We start from the raw sequence: 21,237 nt of genomic DNA, 5'->3' as shown, positions 1-21,237 counted from the left end.
AGCGATGCAAGCGTCGGCGCTTATCGGATCGGCAGGCCATAGATCAAGCCGGCCGGGCGCGCGTTCCATTGTGCGTTCAAACCGCGCGCCAGGTCGAGCGCCGATTGCGATCCCAGATTTCGTTCGAATATCTCGCCATAATTCCCGACGGCTTCGACCGCGTCCTTCGCCCAATCGTCGGATAGACCCAGCATGGGGCCGAACTCGCCCTCGGCGCCCAAAAGACGCCGCACGCGCGGGTCCGTCGTCGTCTTGAACTGATCTTCGGCATTGGCCTTGGTGACCCCGAGTTCTTCGGCCAGCATCAGGGCGTTCAGGGTCCAGCGGACGGTAGAGGCCCAGCGTTGGTCGCCCGCCTTTACCACCGGCCCCAGCGGCTCCTTGGACGCCACGTCGGACAGGATCACATGTTCGTTGGGATTGGTCAGCACAGTCCGCGCGGCGGCTAGCGCAGAGATGTCGGCGCTGAACGCGTCGCAATCTTCACGGCCATAGGCGTCGCGCGCCGCTTCCTCCGTCTCGAACACGACGGGCCGATATTCGATGCCGCGAGACCGGAAATAGTCGGCGGCGTTGGCCTGGGACGTCGAACCCGACTGAACGCACACCCGCGCGCCCGTCAGTTCTGTCGCACTGTTCAGGTTCAGCGAACGCCGGACCAGAAAGCCCTGGCCGTCGTAATAGTTGATACCGGCGAACACTAACCCCTCGCCCGCGTCGCGGCTCATCGTCCAGGACGAGTTGCGCCAAAGCACATCGATGCGGCCGTCGTTCAGCGCCGTGAAACGATCCGACGCCGACAGAGGCACGAACCGCACCGCATCGGCATCGCCCAGCACCGCCGCCGCCGTCGCGCGACAGAAGTCCACGTCGAAGCCGCGCCACTGGCCGCGATTGTCGGTGTAGGCAAAGCCGACCAATCCCTGATGCACGCCGCAGTTCAGGCGACCACGGCGTTTGATGGCGGCCAGCGTCAGGCTTTTTGCGACCGCAGTCGAGGACGCTTGCGCGGGCGTGGCGGGGCTGGTTTCCGGCGCAGGGCTGGCGTCCTTGCGCCCGCAAGACGTCGTCATCAGCACAACGGCCATCGCTCCGATCGTCCAGCACCGCATCGCGTTCCTATCCCTCGCCGCTTGCGCCCCGCTGGCTTTAGAGGCCTTTAGGGACCGATCCGCAACCCATCGGAGGGGCCATGTCGCCGCTTTCGGACCGTACCCGCCTGATCGCCGCCGCCACGCGACGCGGCCAGGGCCGCCGCGGCGTCAATCCGCCGATCGAACGCGCCTCGACGATGTTGAGCGATAGCGCGGCCGTCATGCGCGACGAGACCGACGGGCCGACCTATGGCCTTAGCGGAACCAGCGCCGCCCGCGATCTTCGCCGCGCCCTGGCCGACCTGGAGGGGGCGAAGGAGGCCTTTCTGGTTCCGTCGGGTCTTGCGGCCGTCACGGTTCCGCTACTGGCGCTTTTAAGACCGGGCGACGAGGTGATCACAACTGACGCCGTCTATGGTCCGACGCGCCGGTTCCTGAGTCGGTATCAATCGGCCCGCGGCGTCACGACCCGCTTTTTGTCCGCAGACGCAGACGCGCAGACTGTTCTGGCCGCCATCGGCGAACGCACCCGTTTGGTGCTGATGGAGTCGCCAGCCTCCCTCACATTCGAGATGGTCGATGTCGCCGCCGTGGCCCAGGCCTGCCGCGCGCGAGGTGTGTTGACGGTGGTCGATAATACCTGGGCCGCTGGCATGGCCTATCGCCCGCTGGCCCATGGCGTGGATGTCAGCGTTCAGGCCGTCACCAAATATGTCGGCGGTCATTCGGACGTGCTGATGGGCAGTATCGCTTCGAGCAATCCCGCCTGCCTGCGCGCGATCGGCGACACCATCGAGGATCTCGGCTGGCATGTGTCGCCCGATGATGCCTGGCTTGCGCTGCGCGGCCTGCGGACCCTGCCGCTGCGCTATGCCGAACAGGCGCGGTCGGCTTTGATCATCGCGGAGTGGCTGCACGCTCGACCCGAGGTGTCCCGCGTCCTTTATCCACCCCTGCCCGGCTCGATCGGCCATGACGTGTGGCGGCGAGATTTCACCGGCGCGGCGTCCCTGATGGGCGTGGTTATGAAGGGCGGCGACAAGGCGGCGGGCGAGGCGTGCCTGAACGCCCTGACCCTGTTCGGCCTCGGTTATTCCTGGGGCGGGTTCGAAAGCCTGATCACCCACGAGACCCATCAGATGGCCTACCGCCACCATCCACTTGTGCTAGAGGGCGAACTGATCCGACTGCATGTCGGTTTGGAAGACCCCTCCGAACTGATCGCCGATTTGGAACGAGGTCTCGCCGCCTTCACCGCCGCGCTCACGGTTCCTTAAGCGCCGCAAAGGACTGTGCGCCCGTGCGCGAACCGCCCGTTCAGACCCCGGATGATTCGCCGCCGCTGTGGGAACAGTGGGCGGCCGGCTTCGTCATCTTCATGCTGACCGGCGCCTTGATCGCGCCCGTGATCGCGCCGACCCAGGTCGAAACGCCGATCCTGCGGTTCATCTGGTTGCCGGTCTATGCCGTCATCGCCGGCCTGATCGTCTTTCGCTTCGACAAGGTCATACGCGCCTGGCCCGCTTGGCTGATGATGTTCGCTCTGGTCGCCCTGTGTTTCGTCTCGAAATACTGGTCCATCGACCCCGAGGTCACTGAGCGCCGCGTCATCGCCATGGCGATTAACAGCGCTTTCGCCGTCTATCTGGGCGCCCGGTTCCGTGACGACGCCCTGCCGCGCGTCCTGATGTACACCTGTTTGGTGATGGCAATCGGCAGCCTGATCATGGTGTTCGGCTATCCGAAGGTCGGGGTGCACCAGTTCGACAACGCCGGCCTGTGGCGCGGCCTCTGGTACGAGAAGAACCAGATGGGGCTGGTCATGGTGGTGGGCGCCGTCTCCGCCGCAGCGACCCTGGCCGCCGATCATATCTCCGGACGCAGCAACCGTTTCTGGGTGTGCCTCCTGACGCTCGGTCTGACCACGCTCCTGGTGCTCGCAACCCAATCCAAGACCTCGCTTCTGTGCTGGGGGCTGGGCCTGGGCATGATCGGTGGGTGGTGGGCGTTGAAACAGGGCGGCGCCGTCATCACCGTCATCGGCATCTGGCTTGCCGTCATCATTGCGGCGGGCGCGACCTGGCTGTGGAACTCCGACTCCGCCGCAATCCTGGAAGCGCTGGGCAAGGACCCGTCGCTGACAGGCCGCACACTGATCTGGGAAGCCCTTATGCGAAAGGTCGCCGAGCGCCCCTGGACCGGATATGGCTTCAGCGCCTTCTGGGGCGTGGACTCGATCCCCGCGCGCGAAATCCGCATCGAGACCCAATGGCCCGTCCCCTCCGCCCACAACGGCTGGATCGATCTGCTCGTGCAACTGGGCTGGCCCGGTGCGGTGGCGGTAGGGGCCATCATGGCGCTCTCTGCGATCTTCGTCATGGCGCGCACGAACGGGCTCGGTGCGCGCGAAGGCTATTGGAGCATCGCCTATCTATCCGCCTTCACCGCTTTGAGCCTGTCAGAGAGCGTCCTGCTGACCCACGCTAACCTGCCGTGGATACTGATGTTGGCGATTATGGCCCGCGCCGTGACCTTCGATCCGGCCCCGGTTCGTGCGCCGCTTGCTCGACCGGCCTCACGGGCCTACCAGACCCGGTCCCGAATCGCCTCAGACTATGTGAATGGCCGCCGACCTCTTCGCTTTTGACGACGAACCCGAAGCTCGCAAACCCGAGCCGCCCAAGCCTGTTGCGGTGACCCCGCCTGCGGCTGCGCCCATTATCGCCCCAACCCCCGCGCCGCCACCTGTTCAGGCCACAGCGACGACGGCGGCCGCCACCGGCTATTCCGCCTCATCCATCGAGGTGCTGGAAGGGCTTGAACCCGTTCGCAAACGCCCCGGCATGTATATCGGCGGCACCGACGAGCGCGCCCTGCACCACCTGTTCGCCGAAGTCCTGGATAACGCCATGGACGAGGCGGTGGCCAAACACGCCAAGCTGATCACCGTCGATCTGGACGCCGACGGCTATCTGTCGGTGCGCGATGATGGCCGCGGCATCCCGGTCGATCCGCATCCGAAACATCCCGGCAAGTCGGCGCTGGAAGTCGTCATGACCGTCCTCCACTCTGGCGGCAAGTTTTCCGGTAAAGCCTATGAAACCTCTGGCGGTTTGCACGGCGTTGGCGTCTCGGTTGTCAACGCCCTGAGCGAGAGCGTCGAGGTCACGGTCTGGCGCGACGGTTTCGAATGGAAACAAGCCTTCAGTCGCGGCCACGTCCTGGCCCCGATCCAGCAGATCGGCCCGTCCAAGAAGCGCGGCACCCTGATCCGCTTCAAGCCCGACGACGAAATCTTCGGCATGGGTGCGGCCTTCAAGCCCGCTCGTCTATTCCGCATGGCGCGGTCAAAGGCCTATCTGTTCCGCGGCGTTGAGATTCGCTGGACCTGCGCGCCAGAGCGGATCACCGACGCCACACCGGCGCAGGCCAGTCTGCACTTCCCCGGCGGCCTGGCCGACGCCCTAGCCGACCGCATCGGTCAACTTGAAACCGTCACACCCACCTTCTCTGGCCGCGCCGAGCGTCAAGGCGAAGCGGGCGCCTTCGAATGGGCCGTCACCTGGTCGCCGATCGGCTTTGGTGAATCGGACGGCTTCATCCAGTCCTACTGCAACACCGTCTCAACCCCCGACGGAGGCACCCACGAAGCTGGCTTCCGCGCCGCGTTGGTCAAGGGTCTGAAATCCTACGGCGAACTGACCAATGAGAAACGCGCCGCGATCATCACGGCCGAGGACGTCATCGCCAATGCCGGCGCCCTGATCAGCGTCTTCATCCGCAATCCCGAGTTCCAAGGCCAGACCAAGGACCGTCTGTCCTCGCCCGAGGGTGCGCGCATCGTGGAGCAACTTCTCCGCGACCCGCTGGACCACTGGCTGACCGAGAGCCCCAAACAGGCCAACGCCCTGCTGGGCTTCGTCGTCGATCGCGCAGAGGACCGGCTGCGACGCCGTAAGGATAAAGAGGTCCAGCGCGCCGCCGCCACCCGCAAGCTGCGTTTGCCCGGCAAGCTTTCGGACTGCAGCCGCCAGTCGGCCCAAGGCACCGAACTCTTCATCGTCGAAGGCGATTCGGCCGGCGGCTCGGCCAAACAGGCGCGCGATCGCACGACCCAGGCTATTTTGCCCCTGCGCGGTAAGATCCTGAACGTCGCGTCCGCCACCGCCGACAAGCTGCGCGCCAATGTCGAACTGTCCGACTTGGCCCTGGCCTTGGGTGTGCAGCCCGGCAACCGGTTCAACATCGACGACCTGCGCTACGAGCGGATCGTCATCATGACCGACGCCGACGTGGACGGCGCCCACATTGCGGCCCTGCTGATCACCTTCTTCTATCGCGTCATGCCGGAGACGATCCGTCAGGGCCGGGTCTTCATGGCCCTTCCGCCGCTCTACCGCATCAGCGCCGGTCCCTTGAGCGAATACGCCCGCGACGACGGCCACCGCGACGAGCTGCTGGCGACCGTGTTCAAGGGCAAGAAAACCGAGATCGGCCGGTTCAAGGGGCTGGGCGAAATGATGGCCTCCCAGCTGAAGGAAACCACCATGGATCCAAAGAAGCGCACCCTCGCACGGATCACGGTGCCCGACGCCGAGGCCAGCATCGAAGACCTGGTCGAACGCCTGATGGGTAAGCGCGCCGACGCGCGCTTCCAGTTCATTCAGGAAAACGCCCAGTTCGTGAAAGAAGAACTCGACGTCTAACGGCCTCGCGGCCCTTCCAACGCACGGCGACGCCTGACAAAAGGGGGCATGCAGACGCCCGTTCCCTCCACCGCCGTGCTTGACGAATTGAAGGCCGCGCTCGGTCCGGGCGGCTGGACCCAGGACCCGGATGTCATCGCGCCGCATCTGACCGAATGGCGCAATCGCTGGACGGGCGACACGCCGATCCTGCTGACCCCACGCTCGACGGAAGAGGTCGCGCGCGCCGTGACGATCTGCGCGCGCGAAGGCGTCGCGATTACGCCCCAAGGCGGCGGCACGGGACTGGTCGGCGGCCAGGTGCCCTTTGGCGAAGCCCTGCTGTCGCTGAAGAAGATGCGGGCCGTTCGCGACGTCACTGCCTTGGACGACGCCATGACGGTCGAGGCGGGCCTGACCTTGCTCGAGGCGCAACAGACGGCGACGGCGGCCGGCCGCTATTTCCCGCTCAGTCTCGCGGCCGAGGGCTCGGCCACCGTTGGCGGCGTCATCTCCACCAACGCCGGCGGCACCCAGGTCCTGCGCTACGGCATGATGCGCGATCTGGTGCTGGGCCTTGAGGCGGTCATGCCCAACGGCGAGATTTTCAACGGCCTCAAGCGGCTGCGTAAGGACAACACCGGCTACGACCTGAAACAGCTGCTGATCGGCGCCGAGGGCACGCTGGGCGTCGTGACCGCCGCCACCCTGAAGCTGTTCCCCATCATGCGTTCGCGCGCCGTCGCCGTCGTTGGGCTGGAAACCGCCGCCGCCTCGGTCGAACTGCTCGCACGCGCCAAGGCCGAGACCGGTGGCGGGGTCGAGGCGTTCGAGCTGATGAAGCGCCTAGGCATGGAACTGGTGCTGAAGAACATCCCAGACACCCGCGAGCCGCTGGACACGACGCCAAACTGGTACGTCCTGATCGAGATTGCGTCCGGCACGCCCGGCGGCGCCGAGGCCCAGATGGAGGCCCTGCTGGAGGTCGCCTTCGAGCAAAGCCTGATCACTGACGCCGCCATCGCCCAGAACGACGCTCAGCGCGCCGCCTTCTGGCGTCTGCGCGAAGAACATTCGGCGGCTCTGAAGCCCGAGGGCGGCGGCTGGAAACACGATGTCTCCGTCCCCATCAGCCGCATCGCCGAATTCATCGACGAAGCCTCGGCCGCCGTCGAACGCTTCCATCCCGGCGCCCGTATCTCGGTCTTCGGCCACGTCGGCGACGGCAATCTGCATTACGACATCCTGCCTGGTGTCGGTCAGGACATTCCCGCCTTCATCGGCCGCTGGAAGGAAGGCTCGCAAGTGGTTCATGATGTTGTCGGAACCTACGAAGGCTCGATTTCGGCAGAACACGGTCTGGGCCGGTTGAAGACCGAAGAGGTCAAACGCTACAAGTCCCCGCTCGAGATCGAAACCATGGCCGCCATCCGCCGCGCCATCGATCCCAAGCGGATCATGAACCCGTCGGTCCTGTTCTAGAACCGACGGCGGGCCGCCTATCTGAACTTCCGCAGGCCTCTTGGCCCCTGACGACCGGCGCCGGCGCGTTTGCCCAGCCAGTCTTTCCAGTCGGGCCAGTTGCGACGACGTCCGCCGCCGTCGGCCCATTCCGGTCCCGTCTCGGCGTTGAAGACGGTGATGTCGGCGAGGCCGCCCTGTTTGAAGCTTTGCAGCTTTACACCCTTGCCACGTCCCATTTCGGGCAATTCAGCGAGAGGGAAGATCAGCGTCTTGATGTTCTCGCCGATGGTCGCAACGTGATCTCCGGTCACCCGCAGCACCGCCAGCATTTCGCCGTTCAGCACCTGCTTGCCGCCGCGCTTCTGCGCCAGCGTGTCGTCTTCCGGCGCAATGAAGCCGTATCCGGCCTTTGATGCGATCAGCAGCTTGCCGCCCGGCTGATGCGCCAGCACGTTGATGATCTCGGCCTTTTCGTCCAGATCGATCATCAGGCGCAGCGGCTCGCCATGGCCGCGTCCGGACGCCAGCTTGTCCGCGCCTATGGTGAAGATGCGCCCGTCCGACGCCGCCACCAGCAGCTTGTCGGTCGTATAGGCCGGGACGAGGTAGGCGAGTTGGTCGCCTTCCTTGAACTTCAGCTCCGACGGATCCTCGACCTTGCCCTTGGCGGCGCGGATCCAGCCACGTTCCGACAGGATGACGGTGATCGCCTCGCGCGGAATAAAGGCCTCGGGCGCGACGAAGGCGGACGTATCTACCGCCTCGGCGATCGTGGTGCGGCGCGGCGAGATCAGCGCCTTGCGCACGGCCTCCAGTTCCTTGGAGATCGCCTTCCACTGCTTGCCTTCTGACGACGTCAGCGCCTTCAGGTTGGCAAGTTCCTCCGACAGCGCATTGAATTCCTTTTCAATCGTCATCTCTTCCAGACGCGCCAACTGACGCAGCCGGGTGTCGAGGATGAAGTCGGCCTGAACCTCCGTAAGGCCGAACCGTGCGATCAGGACGGCCTTGGGCTGCTCCTCCTCGCGCACGATACGGATCACCTCATCGAGGTTGAGGAAGACGATGCGCAGGCCTTCCAGCAGGTGCAGACGTTTCTCGACCCGCTCGATCCGCCATTGCGAACGACGGTTCAGCACCTCGCGCCGGTGATCCAGGAAGGCGCGCAGGCAGTCTTTCAAGCCCATGACGCGCGGCGTGCCGCTGGCGTCCAGCACGTTCATGTTTATCGGGAAGCGGACCTCCAGATCTGACAGCTTGAACAGACTTTCCATCAGCATTTCAGGCTCGATGGTGCGGTTCTTGGGCTCCAGGATCAGGCGGATGTCTTCGGCCGATTCGTCGCGCACATCGCCCAGCAGAGGCGCCTTCTTGTGCTCGATCAGGTCCGCCAGCGCCTCAATCAGTCGCGACTTCTGCACCTGATAGGGCATTTCGGTGACGATGATCCGCCAAACGCCGCGCCCCAGATCCTCGGTCTCCCAGCGCGCGCGCAGGCGCACCCCGCCCCGACCCGTCTCATAGGCGTCTAGGATCGACGCATGACCTTCAACCGCAACGCCCCCGGTCGGGAAGTCGGGACCCGGCACATGCTGGACCAAGTCCTCGGTCGTCGCGTCCGGTCGCTCCAGCAGCAGTTGGCAAGCGTCGATCAGTTCGCCGACATTGTGCGGCGGGATTGAGGTGGCCATGCCGACCGCGATGCCCGACGAGCCATTGGCCAGCAGATTCGGGAAGCCGGCCGGCAGGACGATCGGCTCTTCGTCCTGATCATCGTAGGTGGGCCGGAAATCAACGGCGTCCTGATCAATACCATCCAACAGCAGGACGGCGGCGGGCGTCAGCTTGCACTCGGTGTAGCGCATAGCCGCGGCGCTATCGCCGTCGATATTGCCGAAGTTCCCCTGACCATCGACCAACGGATAACGCTGGGCGAAATCTTGGGCCAGGCGCACCAGGGCCTCATAGATCGAGGCGTCGCCGTGGGGGTGGTATCCGCCCATCACCTCGCCGACGACCTTGGCGCATTTGCGCGCCGCCGCCTGCGGGTTCAGCCGCATCTGATGCATGGCGTAGAGGATGCGTCGGTGCACGGGTTTGAAACCGTCACGCACGTCCGGCAGCGCGCGATTGGTGATGGTCGACAGGGCGTAGGCCAGATAGCGGCGGCTGAGCGCCGTCTCCATCGGCTCGTCGATGATGCGGCCGCCTTCCGGCGGCGGGGCGTGGATCGTCATGGCTCTGCGAATCGGGGATCGGAAGCGGGAAGTCTAGCCCGTAAGACGCCAGATTGGGGGATAAGCGCGCTGGGGAGTCACCAAACCGCTCCGCCGTGCGTATGTGAGAGACACACCCTCGTCAGGCCGCGCCATGATCCTGTTCCTGCTGTCCTATCTCGCCGGCGTTCTGACCATCGTCAGTCCCTGCATCCTGCCAGTTCTGCCCTTCGTTTTCGCACGGGCGGATCGGCCTTTCATCCGCAACGGTTTGCCGTTGTTGGTCGGGATGGCCGTGACCTTTGCGGGCGTGGCGACGCTGGCGGCGCTGGGAGGCGGCTGGGCGGTTCGGGCCAATGAGGTCGGGCGCTGGATCGCCTTGGCCGTCATGGCGGTGCTGGGCGTCAGCCTGTTGTTTCCGGCCGTGGGCGATCGCCTGATGCGGCCGTTCGTGGCGGCGGGGGCCTGGCTGACCGATCGCGCCGAGCGCCAGGGCGGCGATCAGGGCGACGTGCGCTCGTCCCTGCTGCTCGGCGTCGCAACAGGGCTGCTCTGGGCGCCGTGCGCCGGACCCATTCTGGGCGTGATACTGACGGGCGCAGCCCTGCAAGGCGCCGGCGTCGGAACGACGGTTCTGCTGCTGGCCTATGCAGCAGGCGCGGCGACATCGCTGGGTCTGGCCCTGCTGGTGGGCGGTCGCGTGTTCAAGGCCATGAAGGGCGCGTTGGGCGTCGGCGAATGGGTGCGGCGCGGCCTGGGCGTTTTGGTGCTGATCGGCGTGGTCGTGATTGGCTTGGGTGCGGACACGGGACTGTTGACCCGGATCTCGGCCGCCAGCACGGGCCGGATCGAACAGGCGCTGCTGGGCGGGATCGGGCGCGGCATGCCGACGAATCAGGCCCCGGCCGATCTGGCCAATCTGCCGGTCGAAGGGATGATGCCGCCGCTGACCGGGGCGACGACCTGGATCAACACCCCGCCGCTCACGACCGAGCAGCTGAAGGGCAAGGTGGTGGTGGTCGATTTCTGGACCTACTCCTGCATCAACTGCATCCGCTCCATCCCCTACGTCCGCGCCTGGGCCGAGAAGTACAAGGACCAGGGTCTGGTGGTGATCGGCGTGCACACGCCCGAGTTCGCCTTTGAGAAATCCGAGGCCAACGTCCGCCAGAACGTCCAGCGCCTTGGAATCAACTATCCGGTCGCCATGGACAACGAGTTCGCCATCTGGCGGGCGTTCAAGAACCAGTACTGGCCCGCCCACTACTTCATCGACGCCAAAGGGCAGATCCGTCATCACCACTTCGGCGAAGGCGACTATGCGGGCTCCGAACGCGTGATCCAGCAGCTTCTGAAGGAAGCGGGCGCAGCGAACGTCGCCAGCAACGTCGTCTCAGTTGAGGCTGAGGGCGCAGAGGCCGCCGCCGACATGGCCCAGGTCGAATCGCCGGAGACGTACGTCGGCTATGGCCGCGCCGAGAACTTCCGCTCTCCCGGCGGCCTGGCCAACGACGTAATCAAGGACTATGTCGCCGCGCCGCTGAAACTGAACGATTGGAGCCTGTCGGGCCGCTGGCGCGTGACGCGTGAGCATGCCGACCTGCAGACCGCTGGCGGCCGTATCGCCTTCCGCTTCAAGGCGCGCGATCTCCATCTGGTCGTGGGGCCCAGCAAGCCGGGCGCACCCGTCCGCTTCCGTGTCCGGATCGATGGCGCGGCGCCGGGCGCGAACGCCGGCAGCGACATCGACGCCCAAGGCCTCGGCCGGATCGACGGCGAGCGACTGTACCAACTGGTGCGGCAGACGGGCGCGGTGCGCGAACGGACGTTCCAGATCGAGTTCCTGGAACCCGGCGTTCAGGTCTTCGCCTTTACCTTCGGCTAGAGGCGACCGGCGTCGCCCAGCTTGTCCAGCATCCACACGCGCGCAGGCGGCAGGGGCTTGTTCTGCGGGTGGAAGACGAACTGCTCCAGGAAATGCCCCGTCAGGTCGAACCCGGCCCGCACGTCGCCCTCGATCAGACCGGATTGGGCGCCCAGCATGAAGGGCGGCAGGGTCAGCATCTTGTCGGCATAGGGGGCGCCGGCGTCGCGACTGACGGCCCGGCCCGTGCGGGGACTGACGTAGATCAAGTCGTCGGCCGTGCCGGTCGCGGCGCATTTCGACAGGTCCAGGCCGAAGCCCAGGTTTTCCAAGAGGCCCGCCTCGAACCGCACGAAGATTGCAGGCCAGACCGCAGGCATTTGGAACGCCGCCATCAGCGCCTCGAATGCCAGAAAGACGCCGGGATGAGGCTCACGCTCCGGCAACGCGCCTTGGGTCACGCCCGCCGCCGCCGCCAGTCCAGTCAGGGCCAGGGCGTCGTCGAACAGGGCGCTAGGCCCCTCGCCTACCGGCTCCAGCCGCACGGCGCCCAGGTGATCCGAGGTGCGGGCGCGGTAATCGGCTATGACCCGCGCGCCCGCCTGCAGGAACGGCTTGATCTTGCGTGACGCGCCGCCGGCTACATAGGCCGAACGCCGGCCGTGGTTCTCGGTCAGCAGATCGACCACGGCGCCCGTATCGCCGTGGCTGCGCGCCGACAGGACGAACGCCTCTTCGTTGAAGTCCATCAGTCCGCCGGATCCTGAGCGATCAGCCCGACCACGCTCTTGGCCTTGTCGTTCGGCACGGTGAAACTGAGCACATATTGCTCGATCTTCCAGCCGTAGTGGGTCAGGCGCAGCACGCCTGAGCCTCGCGTCAGGCCGTAGGCGTCGTTGTCCAGCAACTCATCGAACCAGACGATGCAGCGGCAATCGCCCGGCGCCAGGGTCGCCACCCGGTCATGCGGGCGATAGGTCCAGCCTTTCCCTTGCGAGAAATAGGGCGTGGCGTAGGCGCGAAACTCAGCCAGAGACCAGCGCTCGCTCGCATCCGTGCCGATGAACCGGGCGTCGGGCGTGAATAGATCGAAATAGGCGTCGCCGTCCGCTCGCGACGCCGCCGCGTGCATTCGGTCGAGAACGGCGCCGGCCTCGACGACGGGATCGCCCGCAGCCTGCGTCGATGAAGCGAAAAGGACGAGAGCGGCAAGAAGAGCGATCATGGTCCCGTTCTACTCCTGTTCTCCTCGCCAGGAAACAGTCGGACGTCTCAGCGCGCCAGTGTCGTCGGAAACTCGTGACCCAAGGCCTCGGCCATCGCCTGCTGACTGATCAAGAAGACCTGGTCACGCAGGTGATAGTTGTTGGACAGGACAATCACCGTCACGTCGGCGTCCGGCTGATAGAGCATCAGGTTGCGGAATCCGCCCCAGCTGCCGGTGTGGTAGATCTGGCGGTCCTGGAAGCTGGGCCGCACTTGATCGCCAAGACGGTTGGCGAAGATGCCGAAACCCCAATCCCGACGCGGATGGCTGCGTTCGTTCGGCTTCGTGTCGGCCGGCGCGTGGTCAGCCAGCATCTGCTGATAGCTAGCGGGGGTCAGCAGGCCGCCGCGGTGCAGCGCCCTTTGCCAGACCAGCAGATCGTCCAGCGTCGAATAGACCGCGCCGGCGCCCGCCACGATAGAGGTGTTGGCGTTCGGCTGGGCCGCCAGACCGCCGGGGAAGTTGGCGTAGCCCATGATGACGCGGTGATCGCCGCCATCGAGATCAAGCCCGCTATCCTTCATGCCGAGAGGCTTGAAGAAGGTCTCGCGCATATAGGTCTGGAAGGGCTTGCCGCTGGCCTTTTCGACGATGGCGGCGGCCAGATTGAAACCGGCGTTGTCGTACTGAACCTTGGCTCCCGGCTCAAACTGAAGACCGAACCGTTTCGAATCCTCGGTCAGGTCGTCCAGCGTCGCCGGCGTCGTGCGGCGCATGCCCCAACCGGGCCGCGCCATCAGGTCGGGAATGCCCGAAGTATGCGACAGAAGATGGCTGATGCGGATCGGCGCCCAAGCCTGCGGACAGGGCTGGATCCATTTGCAGACCGGATCGGAGACGTTCAGCTTGCCCTCGTCCTGAAGCTTCAGGATCGCCGTCGCCGTGAACTGTTTGGAAATCGAGGCCAGGCGGAAGCGCGAGCCCAGCGCCAGCGGCTGATTCTGCTCATAGTTCGCCTTGCCATAGACCTGGCGGAACAACACCCGGTCGCCCTTGGCCACCAGAACCGCGCCCATGAAGCGTCCTGAAGCAGCTTCGCGATCCAGGCGCGCCGCGAGCTGCGGTAAGTCCTGAACTACGACCACGGGTGGTCGCGGCGGCGCATCGGCGCGCTCGGTCGCCAGTTCCACATCGGTCTTGGGCGCCACGGCCGTGGCGATGCCGCCCCAGACCGCGCCGCCAAGGATCAGCGCCCCGAGGACGCCCAGAACGAGCCGGGGATGCCCCCCGGCGGTACGCGGCACATCAAACACAGGAACTCAGACGTCGAAATCCAGACCGAACTGGGCATAGAGGGCGCGGCTGTCCTGCCATTTCGGATCGACCTTGACGGTCAGGAACAGGTGCACCTGACGGCCGAGGATTTCGTTCAGCTCCTCGCGCGCCTTCTGGCCGATCCATTTCAGGGTCTGGCCGCCCTTCCCGAGAACGATGGGCCGCTGGCTCTCGCGCTCGACATAGATGGTCTGTTCGATCCGGGCCGAGCCGTCGGCGCGATCCTCAAAACTGGTCGTCTCCACCGCTGCCGAATAGGGCAGCTCCTCATGGACGCGCAGATAGACCTTCTCGCGCGTGATCTCCGCCGCAAGAACCCGCACCGGCACGTCGGCGGCCTGATCCTCGGGATACAGCCACGGCCCCTTGGGCATGGACAGGGCCAGACGCTGCTTCAGGTCCTCGACGCCGTCGCCGTTGGCCGCCGAGATCATATAGACCTCGGAATAGACACCGCTTTCGAACAGCTTCTGCGACAGCGCCAGCAGAGTGTCGCGGCGCATGCCGTCGATCTTGTTCAGGGCCAGAACAACCTTGGTTCCGGTGGACTGAAGGTTGGCGATGATGGTCTCGGTGTCCTCGGCCGAGCGACGATCGGCCGCCGTGCCCTCGCGGCCTTCGGCGTTGATGTGGGACTGGGCGTCGATCAGGTGAACGACGATGTCCGCATCTTCCGCGCCGCCCCAGGCTGAGGCGACCATGGCCCGGTCCAGGCGACGACGTGGTGTGAAGATGCCGGGCGTGTCCACCAGCACGATCTGGGCGTCACCTTCCATGGCGATGCCGCGCACTGGAAAGCGCGTCGTCTGCACCTTTTGCGTAACGATCGACACCTTGGACCCGGTCAGCCGGTTCACCAGCGTGGACTTGCCGGCGTTGGGTGCGCCGATGATGGCGGCAAAGCCTGCGCGCTGGTTTTCGATATCGGTCAAATGACGCCTTCACGTTTGAGGAGAGCCGTTGCGGCCGCCTTTTCCGCCTCCTGACGCGAACGCCCTTGCGCGGTCAAGGGCTGCACGTCCTGCACGGACACTTCGACGGTGAATGTGGGCGCATGATCCGAACCCGTCCGATCGGCGACGCGATAGGTCGGCAGCGGCCTGCCCAACCCTTGCGCCCATTCCTGAAGCGCCGATTTCGGATTGGTCACGGTGCGGGATGGCGGCGCCGACAGTTCGTCGGACCAGGCCCGTTCGAACACGGCCTTGGCGGCATCCAGCCCGCCGTCCAGATAGACCGCCGCCAATATGGCCTCGACCGCATCGGCGATTACGCCGGCCTTGCGGCGCCCACCGGTCTTGGTCTCGCCGGGCGATAGCCGCAGCGCGGGCCCAACGCCCAGGGCTTCGCCCACGCGGGCGCAGGCGCCCTTGTCGACCAAGGCGTGCAAGCTGGACGAGAGTTGGCCTTCATCCGCCGTCGGAAACTGAGCCGACAGGCGCTCGGCGACCAGCAGACCCAGCACCCTGTCGCCCAGAAACTCCAGCCGCTCGTTGTCGCGTGGACCGTGGATGCCGACCGGCGCTCCCTCACCCACGCTGGCATGGGTCAGGGCGCGCTCCAGCAGGGCCTTGTCCTTGAACCTGTGTCCCAGGCGCATTTCCAGCGCCGCGACCGCTTCGGCTCTCAGATTGGCCATCAGTGAAGGACGTTGAAGAACCGGTCGAGCCGCACGTTGAACCAGCTGACCGGGTTCCACAGCGACGAACCGGGCTTCCACGAGAACAGGATGATCTGCGCCTTGCCGACCAGATTCTCGGCCGGGACCATGCCCACGCCGCTGGACTGTTCGACACGGCTGTCGATCGAGTTGTCGCGGTTGTCGCCCATCATGAAGTAGTGTCCGGCCGGGACCTCATAGACGGGGGTGTCGTCCAAGTCGTTTCCGGGACCGAAGTCCTGGGTCATGAAGCTCTTGCCTTCCGGCAGGGTCTCGCGGACCTCGGTCACAGGACGCGGCCCGAAGATGTCGTTGATCTCCTGCTCGCTGACCACGACGTCCTGCACCGGTTTGTCGTTGATATAGAGCTTGTTGGCGATCATCTGGATGCGGTCGCCCGGCAGGCCGATCACGCGCTTTATGAAGTCGGTCTTGTTATCGCGCGGCAGTTTGAACACAACGATGTCGCCACGCTTGGGCGCCGAACCCATGATCCGTCCATCGAACAGCGGCGGGCTGAACGGGATCGAGTGCTTGGAGAAGCCATACGACCACTTGGAGACGACGATATAGTCGCCTTCGTAGAGGTTCGGCTCCATCGAGGCCGACGGGATGGTGAAGGGCTGGAACAGGAAGATGCGCAGCACCATCGCGATCAGCAGGGCGAAGACGATGGTCTTGAAGATTTCGCCGGTTTCGCTGGCCGCCGAGGTCGCCTTGTCACCGCCCTTGGGCGTCTTGGCATAGACCTTCTGGGTCGCCGTCGTCGGCTCCTGCACCGACTTGACCGGAGCGTCCGCCTCCGAGGCCGCAAATCGTTCTTCGGGGGTGGCGTCGCGATTGGCGTCGTCGGGCTTTTGGTCTTCGCTCATGCGATCAGGCATCCTCGCCGCGTCCGCGCGGTCATCGCGCACGCCTATAACCTGATTACGACTGCGGCAAGGCTTCGATCACCACGAAGGCGAGCGCATAGGGATGTTCGTCGCTCAGCGTCAGGTGAATTCTCGCCTCGTGTCCGGCTGGAGTCAGACGCGCCAGATGCTCGGCCGCATGGCCGGTTAGCGCCATCGTCGGCTGACCCGATCGCAGGTTCACCACCCCCATGTCGCGCCAATAGACATCTGCGCGCATGCCGGTGCCGAGGGCCTTGGCGCAGGCCTCCTTGGCGGCGAACCGTTTGGCGTAGCTCCAGGCCGGGTCCGGCTTCCGATCCGAGCGGGTGCGTTCCAACTCGGTGAAGCAGCGGGCCTTGAAGCGATCCCCAAACCGATCAAGAGACGCCTGGATACGACGGATGTCCGACAGATCCGCGCCGACGCCAATGATCATTTGGCCGCATCCATCGCGGCCCGCATCCGGCGGATCGCCCCGTCCAGGCCTATGAAGATCGAGTCGCCGATCAGGAAATGGCCGATATTCAGCTCGCGGATTTCCGGAATCGCCAGCATGCGCGGGGCCGTGTCGTAATCCAGCCCGTGGCCTGCATGGACCTCCAGCCCCAGGATGTCGGCCTGGGCAGCGGCGGCGGCGAGACGTTCGAACTCAACCTCCCGTTCTGCCGGATCGGTCAAGTAGCAGTAGCGGCCGGTGTGGAACTCGACCACCTGGGCGCCGACGGCGGCGGCGGCCTCGACCTGCGCTTCCGACGGTTCGATGAATAGCGAGACCCGGATGCCGGCGTCTGCCAGCGCCTTGACCACAGGCGCGATCCGTCCTTCGTGACCGGCGACCGCCAGACCGCCTTCGGTCGTGACCTCTTCGCGCCGCTCCGGCACAAGACAGGCGGCGTGCGGCCGGTGGCGCAGAGCGATGGCCAGCATCTCGTCCGTCACCGCCATTTCCAGGTTCAGCGGCTTGCCGGCGCGGGCGCACAGGGCGCTGAGCACGTCGATATCGGCGTCGGTAATGTGGCGGCGGTCTTCGCGCAGGTGAGCGGTGATTCCGTCGGCCCCGGCCGCCAGCGCCGCCTCGGCCGCCCGCGCAGGATCGGGGTGTGTGCCGCCGCGTGCGTTTCGCACCGTGGCGACGTGGTCGATGTTGACGCCCAGCCTGACCCGTTCTCGCATGGCTCTACTTCAACAATCTGCGGCTGCCGGGATCTTCCACCGGAAGCGTGGCCAGTTCAGGCGGAAGAGCGTCGGCTGGGTAGGCAGGCACGTCCAGCGACGCCAGGGCGATCAGCGGTACTCCCACATCCGCCTTGCCGCCCGAGCGATCGACGATACAGGCGGCGGCGATCACCTCGCCCCCGGCGGCTTGGATGGCGGCGATGCATTCGCGCGACGACAGCCCGGTCGTGACGATGTCCTCAACCATGACCACCTTTTCACCCGGCTCGACCGAGAAGCCGCGACGCAGTTTGAACGCCCCGCCTTCGCGCTCGACATACATCGAACGGACCTTCAGGTGTTTGGCCGTCTCGTACCCGGGGATGATGCCGCCTACGGCCGGTGAAATGGCGACATCGACCGGGCCGACCGTGGCCGTGATCTTGTCCGCCAGCGCCTTGCACAGCCGCTCGCATCGCGCGCCATCCATGAAGACCAAGTTCTTCTGCAGGAAGACCGGGCTGTGCAGACCCGACGACAGGACGAAATGGCCTTCGCGCAGGGCGCCGGCGTCGCGAAACTCGTTGAGGACGTCTTCAGTGTTCATGACAGGGTTCTAGACCCGGATCGCGCGCGGATGAACCCTGCGGCGACGCTTCATTCGATGTTTTCGTTCGGCCGCAGCCCGCGCGCGAGCAGTTCAGCCCAGACGCCCTCCGCGTCCTCGCCGAAACCGATCAGGTCCAGGTCGGACGCGGCTATCATTCCATGCTCGACCAAGGCGTCGAAACCGATGACCGAGGTCCAGTAGGCCTTGTCCACCAGAACGACCGGAACCGGCGGCGCCTTCTTCGTCTGGCGCAACGTCAACATCTCGAACATCTCGTCGAAGGTGCCGAAGCCGCCGGGAAACACCACCAGCGCATTGGCGCGCATCGCCAGATGCATCTTGCGCATCGCGAAATAGTGGAAGCGGAACGTCAGCTCCGGCGTCGAATAGGCGTTCGGCTCCTGCTCATGCGGCAGGGTGATGTTGAAACCGATGGACGGCGCGCCCGCGTCCATGGCCCCGCGGTTGGCCGCTTCCATGATGCCGGGGCCGCCGCCGGTGGCGATGACATTGTCGCGGGGTTCGCCGACGCGACCTCGCAAGGCTCCGCCCCGCTCGGACGCCAGTCGACCAAAGGCGCGCGCCTCGTCATACCAACGGTGCCCTTCACGGACGCGCGCGCTGCCGAAGACGACGAGGGTCGAGCGCACGCCCCAGGCCCTCAACGCCTCCTCAGGCTTGGCGTATTCCATCAGGAACCGCACGCCGCGCATCGAATCGCCCAGCAGGAAGTCCTGATCCATCGCCGCTATGCGATAGGACGGCGAGGCCATCTGCGCCGCGTTCGGTTTTATCGGGTCGCTCATTCGCCCCGCGCGCGCTCGACGGAGTCGACCGACGGATTGGCCCTCAGCGCCGCCATGATCATTGTCGCATGCTTGGCGTCTTCGACCTCGACATCTACGTCCACGTCGAAGAAGTCCTGCTGACGGTGCGCCATCGACAGGTTGATGATGTTGCCGCCGGCCTCGCCGATCAGGGTTGTGACCTGCCCCAGCACGCCCGGCGCATTTCGGATCGTCGCGCGAATCCGGGCGGCGGCGACCGCGTCCGTTTCGGCCTGAGGCGTCCATTGCAGGTCATGCCAGACCGAATCGTCATCGGCGAAGGCGGCCAGGGTCTGGCAATCGATGGTGTGGACGGTCAGGCCGGATTCCGGCTCCAGAATGCCGACGATCCGGTCGCCCGGCACGGGCGTGCAGCATTGGCCGAAATGAACCGAGACGCCAGGCGTCAGCCCCCCGCCGCGCACGAACAGCCGCGCCTTCTCGCCCTCAATGCGCTGCTTCTCGGGCCCGGCCTTCAGCCGTCCCTTCAGCGCGGGGAACAGGATTTCGGCCGCCGTCGTCGGCGACAACCGCCCGCGTCCCAGGCCTTCGAACAGATCGTCGTCGCTCGCGACCGCCAGCAGTTCCAGAACCGGCTTCAGCGACACGTCGGTCAGGGTCTTGTCGACGCGGCCCAGGGTCTGATCCAGCGCGACGCGGCCCAGCTTGATGAACTCTTCGCGCTCGGAGGTGCGGATATGGCGGCGAATGGCCGAGCGGGCGCGGCCCGTGACCGTTAGACTGCGCCAGTCGGCAGGCACTTCGCGCTTGGAGCCGCGAATGATCTCGACCACGTCGCCGTTCTGGAGCGGCGTGCGCATGGGCTTCAACTCGCCATTGACCTTGACCCCGACGGCGGTGTCGCCGACCTCGGTGTGGACGGCATAGGCGAAGTCCAGAGGCATTCCTCCACGTGGCAGGGTCACCAGTTGCCCCTTCGGCGTGAAGACGAAGACCTGGTCCAGATACATTTCCAGCTTGGCGTGCTCGACCCAGTCCTCGCCGCCCTCGCCGTGCTCGATCACCTGAACCAGGTGACGCAGGTTCTGAAGTGGGTCACGCCCACCGCCCTGTTCCATCGCCTCGCGGTCGAAGCCGTAGGAATGGTTCTTGTAACGCCAGTGGGCGGCGACACCGTCCTCGGCGATCCGGTCCATGTCCTCGGTGCGGATTTGCATCTCGATCCGCAGGCCTCGGGGCCCGACGACGGTCGTGTGCAGCGAGCGATAGTTGTTCGACTTGGGCGTCGAGATGAAGTCCTTGAACCGCTCGGGCACCATCGGCCATTCACGGTGGATCACGCCCAAGGCGCGGTAGCAGTCGTCCTCCGCCTCGACGATCACGCGGAAGCCGTAGATGTCGGACAGGGACGAAAAGCCGACCGACTTGCGCTGAAGCTTGCGCCAGATCGAATAGGGCGTCTTCTGTCGGCCATAGACATTGGCCTTCAGGCCCGCCTCGGACAGAACGCGCTCGACCTCGCTCGCCACGCCGTCGATGGCGCGACCATGCTCCAGCTTCAACGCCTCCAGCCGCCGCTCGATAGCCGTCTTGGCCGTTGGGTTCAGATGGGTGAAGGCTAGCTCTTCCAGCTCGGACGCGATCGAGTGGATGCCGATCGACCGGCCCAGGGGCGCATACACTTCCAACGTTTCGCGGCTGATCCGCTCGCGCTTCTCCGGCTTCACGAACTGGAGCGTGCGCATATTGTGCAGACGGTCGGCCAGCTTGACGAGCAGCACCCGCACGTCACGACTGATGGCCAGGATGAACTTGCGCAGGTTCTCGGCCTGGCGCGTGTGTTCCGCCTGAAGCTCCAGCCGCGACAGCTTGGTCACGCCCTCGACCAAGACAGCGACCTCTTCGCCGAACATGCCGGCAATGTCGTCGCGCGTCGCCGATGTGTCCTCGACCACGTCATGCAACAGGGCGGTGACGATGGTGGCGGTGTCGAGCTTATAGTCGGTAAGGATCCCCGCGACTTGGATCGGGTGGGCGAAATAGGGATCGCCTGAGGCTCGCAACTGCGAGCCGTGCATTTTCATCGCATAGACGTAGGCGCGGTTCAGAAGCGCTTCGTCGGCGGTCGGGTCATAGGCCTTTACGGCGTCGATAAGCTCAAACTGACGCAGGATCGGCGCGCGCTTGGGCTGCGGCGCCGGATCGACGAGCGCCGTCTGAGGGTCGTTTTTGTTTGCAGCTTGGGGCGCCGGCGGAACCGTCTCGG

The 21,237-nt window shown here is 65.5% G+C and carries 18 protein-coding genes; 5 read left to right on the top strand and 13 right to left on the bottom strand.

From position 1 onward, the window contains the following. Nucleotides 1–20 precede the first annotated feature (20 nt). A complete protein-coding gene (locus BLR19_RS02450; protein ID WP_255366387.1) occupies nucleotides 21–1,073 on the bottom strand; it encodes an amino acid ABC transporter substrate-binding protein in 1,053 nt (350 codons plus the stop codon). A 119-nt stretch (nucleotides 1,074–1,192) separates the two neighbouring features. On the opposite strand from BLR19_RS02450, the gene metC reads away from it, so the two are divergent. Genes metC through BLR19_RS02430 form a run of 4 tightly spaced genes read left to right on the top strand, consistent with a single transcriptional unit; the run spans nucleotide 1,193 to nucleotide 7,261 of the window. Next, nucleotides 1,193–2,371 carry a cystathionine beta-lyase gene (gene metC / locus BLR19_RS02445; protein WP_091746791.1) on the top strand — a complete coding sequence of 393 codons (1,179 nt, stop codon included), beginning with the start codon at nucleotides 1,193–1,195 and terminating at the stop codon, nucleotides 2,369–2,371. A 23-nt stretch (nucleotides 2,372–2,394) separates the two neighbouring features. After that, the gene (locus BLR19_RS02440) at nucleotides 2,395–3,741 is read left to right on the top strand and encodes an O-antigen ligase family protein (RefSeq protein ID WP_091746788.1); all 1,347 of its coding nucleotides are present in this window, start codon (nucleotides 2,395–2,397) and stop codon (nucleotides 3,739–3,741) included. Continuing rightward, entirely contained in the window at nucleotides 3,716–5,800 is a 2,085-nt protein-coding gene (locus BLR19_RS02435; RefSeq protein WP_091746784.1) for a DNA topoisomerase IV subunit B, read from the top strand. The genes BLR19_RS02440 and BLR19_RS02435 overlap by 26 nt, the downstream gene beginning before the upstream one ends. A gap of 48 nt (nucleotides 5,801–5,848) precedes the next feature. Continuing rightward, a complete protein-coding gene (locus tag BLR19_RS02430; RefSeq protein WP_091746781.1) occupies nucleotides 5,849–7,261 on the top strand; it encodes an FAD-binding oxidoreductase in 1,413 nt (470 codons plus the stop codon). 17 nt (nucleotides 7,262–7,278) lie between these two features. Here BLR19_RS02430 and parC read toward each other — a convergent pair whose 3' ends face one another. Continuing rightward, nucleotides 7,279–9,480 (bottom strand): DNA topoisomerase IV subunit A, encoded by a 2,202-nt coding sequence (gene parC / locus BLR19_RS02425; RefSeq protein ID WP_039245099.1) that lies wholly within the window; start codon nucleotides 9,478–9,480, stop codon nucleotides 7,279–7,281. Between the two features lie 133 nt (nucleotides 9,481–9,613). On the opposite strand from parC, the gene BLR19_RS02420 reads away from it, so the two are divergent. Beyond that, the gene (locus BLR19_RS02420) at nucleotides 9,614–11,344 is read left to right on the top strand and encodes a cytochrome c biogenesis protein DipZ (RefSeq protein ID WP_091746778.1); all 1,731 of its coding nucleotides are present in this window, start codon (nucleotides 9,614–9,616) and stop codon (nucleotides 11,342–11,344) included. Here the strand turns inward: BLR19_RS02420 and recO are convergent. The 11 genes from recO to BLR19_RS02365 are packed head-to-tail and all read right to left on the bottom strand — an operon-like array spanning nucleotide 11,341 to nucleotide 21,145. After that, nucleotides 11,341–12,072 carry a DNA repair protein RecO gene (gene recO / locus BLR19_RS02415; RefSeq protein WP_091746775.1) on the bottom strand — a complete coding sequence of 244 codons (732 nt, stop codon included), beginning with the start codon at nucleotides 12,070–12,072 and terminating at the stop codon, nucleotides 11,341–11,343. The two genes, BLR19_RS02420 and recO, sit on opposite strands and share 4 nt — an antisense overlap. Further along, nucleotides 12,072–12,548, bottom strand: coding sequence for a nuclear transport factor 2 family protein (locus BLR19_RS02410; RefSeq protein ID WP_091746772.1), 477 nt, complete (start codon nucleotides 12,546–12,548; stop codon nucleotides 12,072–12,074). Before BLR19_RS02410 ends, recO begins: the two co-directional genes overlap by 1 nt. Before the next feature lie 47 nt (nucleotides 12,549–12,595). Next, nucleotides 12,596–13,834: a serine hydrolase domain-containing protein gene (locus BLR19_RS02405; protein WP_255366383.1), complete on the bottom strand. Its 1,239-nt coding sequence runs from the start codon at nucleotides 13,832–13,834 to the stop codon at nucleotides 12,596–12,598. A gap of 15 nt (nucleotides 13,835–13,849) precedes the next feature. Then, a complete protein-coding gene (gene era / locus BLR19_RS02400; RefSeq protein WP_091746766.1) occupies nucleotides 13,850–14,797 on the bottom strand; it encodes a GTPase Era in 948 nt (315 codons plus the stop codon). Continuing rightward, complete coding sequence (gene rnc, locus BLR19_RS02395; RefSeq protein WP_066551504.1) at nucleotides 14,794–15,504, bottom strand: ribonuclease III; 711 nt, start codon at nucleotides 15,502–15,504, stop codon at nucleotides 14,794–14,796. The genes era and rnc overlap by 4 nt, the downstream gene beginning before the upstream one ends. Next, complete coding sequence (gene lepB, locus BLR19_RS02390; protein WP_091746762.1) at nucleotides 15,504–16,397, bottom strand: signal peptidase I; 894 nt, start codon at nucleotides 16,395–16,397, stop codon at nucleotides 15,504–15,506. The genes rnc and lepB overlap by 1 nt, the downstream gene beginning before the upstream one ends. A 55-nt stretch (nucleotides 16,398–16,452) precedes the next feature. Further along, nucleotides 16,453–16,854 (bottom strand): holo-ACP synthase, encoded by a 402-nt coding sequence (gene acpS, locus BLR19_RS02385; protein WP_066551502.1) that lies wholly within the window; start codon nucleotides 16,852–16,854, stop codon nucleotides 16,453–16,455. After that, nucleotides 16,851–17,591 carry a pyridoxine 5'-phosphate synthase gene (locus tag BLR19_RS02380; RefSeq protein WP_066551501.1) on the bottom strand — a complete coding sequence of 247 codons (741 nt, stop codon included), beginning with the start codon at nucleotides 17,589–17,591 and terminating at the stop codon, nucleotides 16,851–16,853. Before BLR19_RS02380 ends, acpS begins: the two co-directional genes overlap by 4 nt. 4 nt (nucleotides 17,592–17,595) lie before the next feature. After that, nucleotides 17,596–18,180 carry an orotate phosphoribosyltransferase gene (gene pyrE, locus BLR19_RS02375; RefSeq protein ID WP_066551500.1) on the bottom strand — a complete coding sequence of 195 codons (585 nt, stop codon included), beginning with the start codon at nucleotides 18,178–18,180 and terminating at the stop codon, nucleotides 17,596–17,598. A 50-nt stretch (nucleotides 18,181–18,230) separates the two neighbouring features. Continuing rightward, the gene (locus BLR19_RS02370; protein WP_091746758.1) at nucleotides 18,231–18,989 is read right to left on the bottom strand and encodes an LOG family protein; all 759 of its coding nucleotides are present in this window, start codon (nucleotides 18,987–18,989) and stop codon (nucleotides 18,231–18,233) included. After that, nucleotides 18,986–21,145: a RelA/SpoT family protein gene (locus BLR19_RS02365; protein WP_176758292.1), complete on the bottom strand. Its 2,160-nt coding sequence runs from the start codon at nucleotides 21,143–21,145 to the stop codon at nucleotides 18,986–18,988. The genes BLR19_RS02370 and BLR19_RS02365 overlap by 4 nt, the downstream gene beginning before the upstream one ends. Between the last annotated feature and the right edge of the window lie 92 nt (nucleotides 21,146–21,237).

The organism is Brevundimonas sp. 374, from assembly GCF_900102995.1.
In the GTDB taxonomy this organism is placed as follows: domain Bacteria; phylum Pseudomonadota; class Alphaproteobacteria; order Caulobacterales; family Caulobacteraceae; genus Brevundimonas; species Brevundimonas vesicularis_C.
Note: the sequence above shows the minus strand (reverse complement) of the source record. Positions and strands in the feature narration are given on the sequence as shown.

What these genes read in the sequence shown, in the direction of transcription:
- BLR19_RS02450 (WP_255366387.1), bottom strand. Translation starts at nt 1,073, where the DNA reads ATGACGACGTCTTGCGGGCGCAAGGACGCCAGCCCTGCGCCGGAAACC.
- metC (WP_091746791.1), top strand. Translation starts at nt 1,193, where the DNA reads ATGTCGCCGCTTTCGGACCGTACCCGCCTGATCGCCGCCGCCACGCGA.
- BLR19_RS02435 (WP_091746784.1), top strand. Translation starts at nt 3,716, where the DNA reads ATGGCCGCCGACCTCTTCGCTTTTGACGACGAACCCGAAGCTCGCAAA.
- BLR19_RS02430 (WP_091746781.1), top strand. Translation starts at nt 5,849, where the DNA reads ATGCAGACGCCCGTTCCCTCCACCGCCGTGCTTGACGAATTGAAGGCC.
- parC (WP_039245099.1), bottom strand. Translation starts at nt 9,480, where the DNA reads ATGACGATCCACGCCCCGCCGCCGGAAGGCGGCCGCATCATCGACGAG.
- BLR19_RS02420 (WP_091746778.1), top strand. Translation starts at nt 9,614, where the DNA reads ATGATCCTGTTCCTGCTGTCCTATCTCGCCGGCGTTCTGACCATCGTC.
- recO (WP_091746775.1), bottom strand. Translation starts at nt 12,072, where the DNA reads ATGGACTTCAACGAAGAGGCGTTCGTCCTGTCGGCGCGCAGCCACGGC.
- BLR19_RS02410 (WP_091746772.1), bottom strand. Translation starts at nt 12,548, where the DNA reads ATGATCGCTCTTCTTGCCGCTCTCGTCCTTTTCGCTTCATCGACGCAG.
- rnc (WP_066551504.1), bottom strand. Translation starts at nt 15,504, where the DNA reads ATGGCCAATCTGAGAGCCGAAGCGGTCGCGGCGCTGGAAATGCGCCTG.
- lepB (WP_091746762.1), bottom strand. Translation starts at nt 16,397, where the DNA reads ATGAGCGAAGACCAAAAGCCCGACGACGCCAATCGCGACGCCACCCCC.
- acpS (WP_066551502.1), bottom strand. Translation starts at nt 16,854, where the DNA reads ATGATCATTGGCGTCGGCGCGGATCTGTCGGACATCCGTCGTATCCAG.
- BLR19_RS02380 (WP_066551501.1), bottom strand. Translation starts at nt 17,591, where the DNA reads ATGCGAGAACGGGTCAGGCTGGGCGTCAACATCGACCACGTCGCCACG.
- pyrE (WP_066551500.1), bottom strand. Translation starts at nt 18,180, where the DNA reads ATGAACACTGAAGACGTCCTCAACGAGTTTCGCGACGCCGGCGCCCTG.
- BLR19_RS02370 (WP_091746758.1), bottom strand. Translation starts at nt 18,989, where the DNA reads ATGAGCGACCCGATAAAACCGAACGCGGCGCAGATGGCCTCGCCGTCC.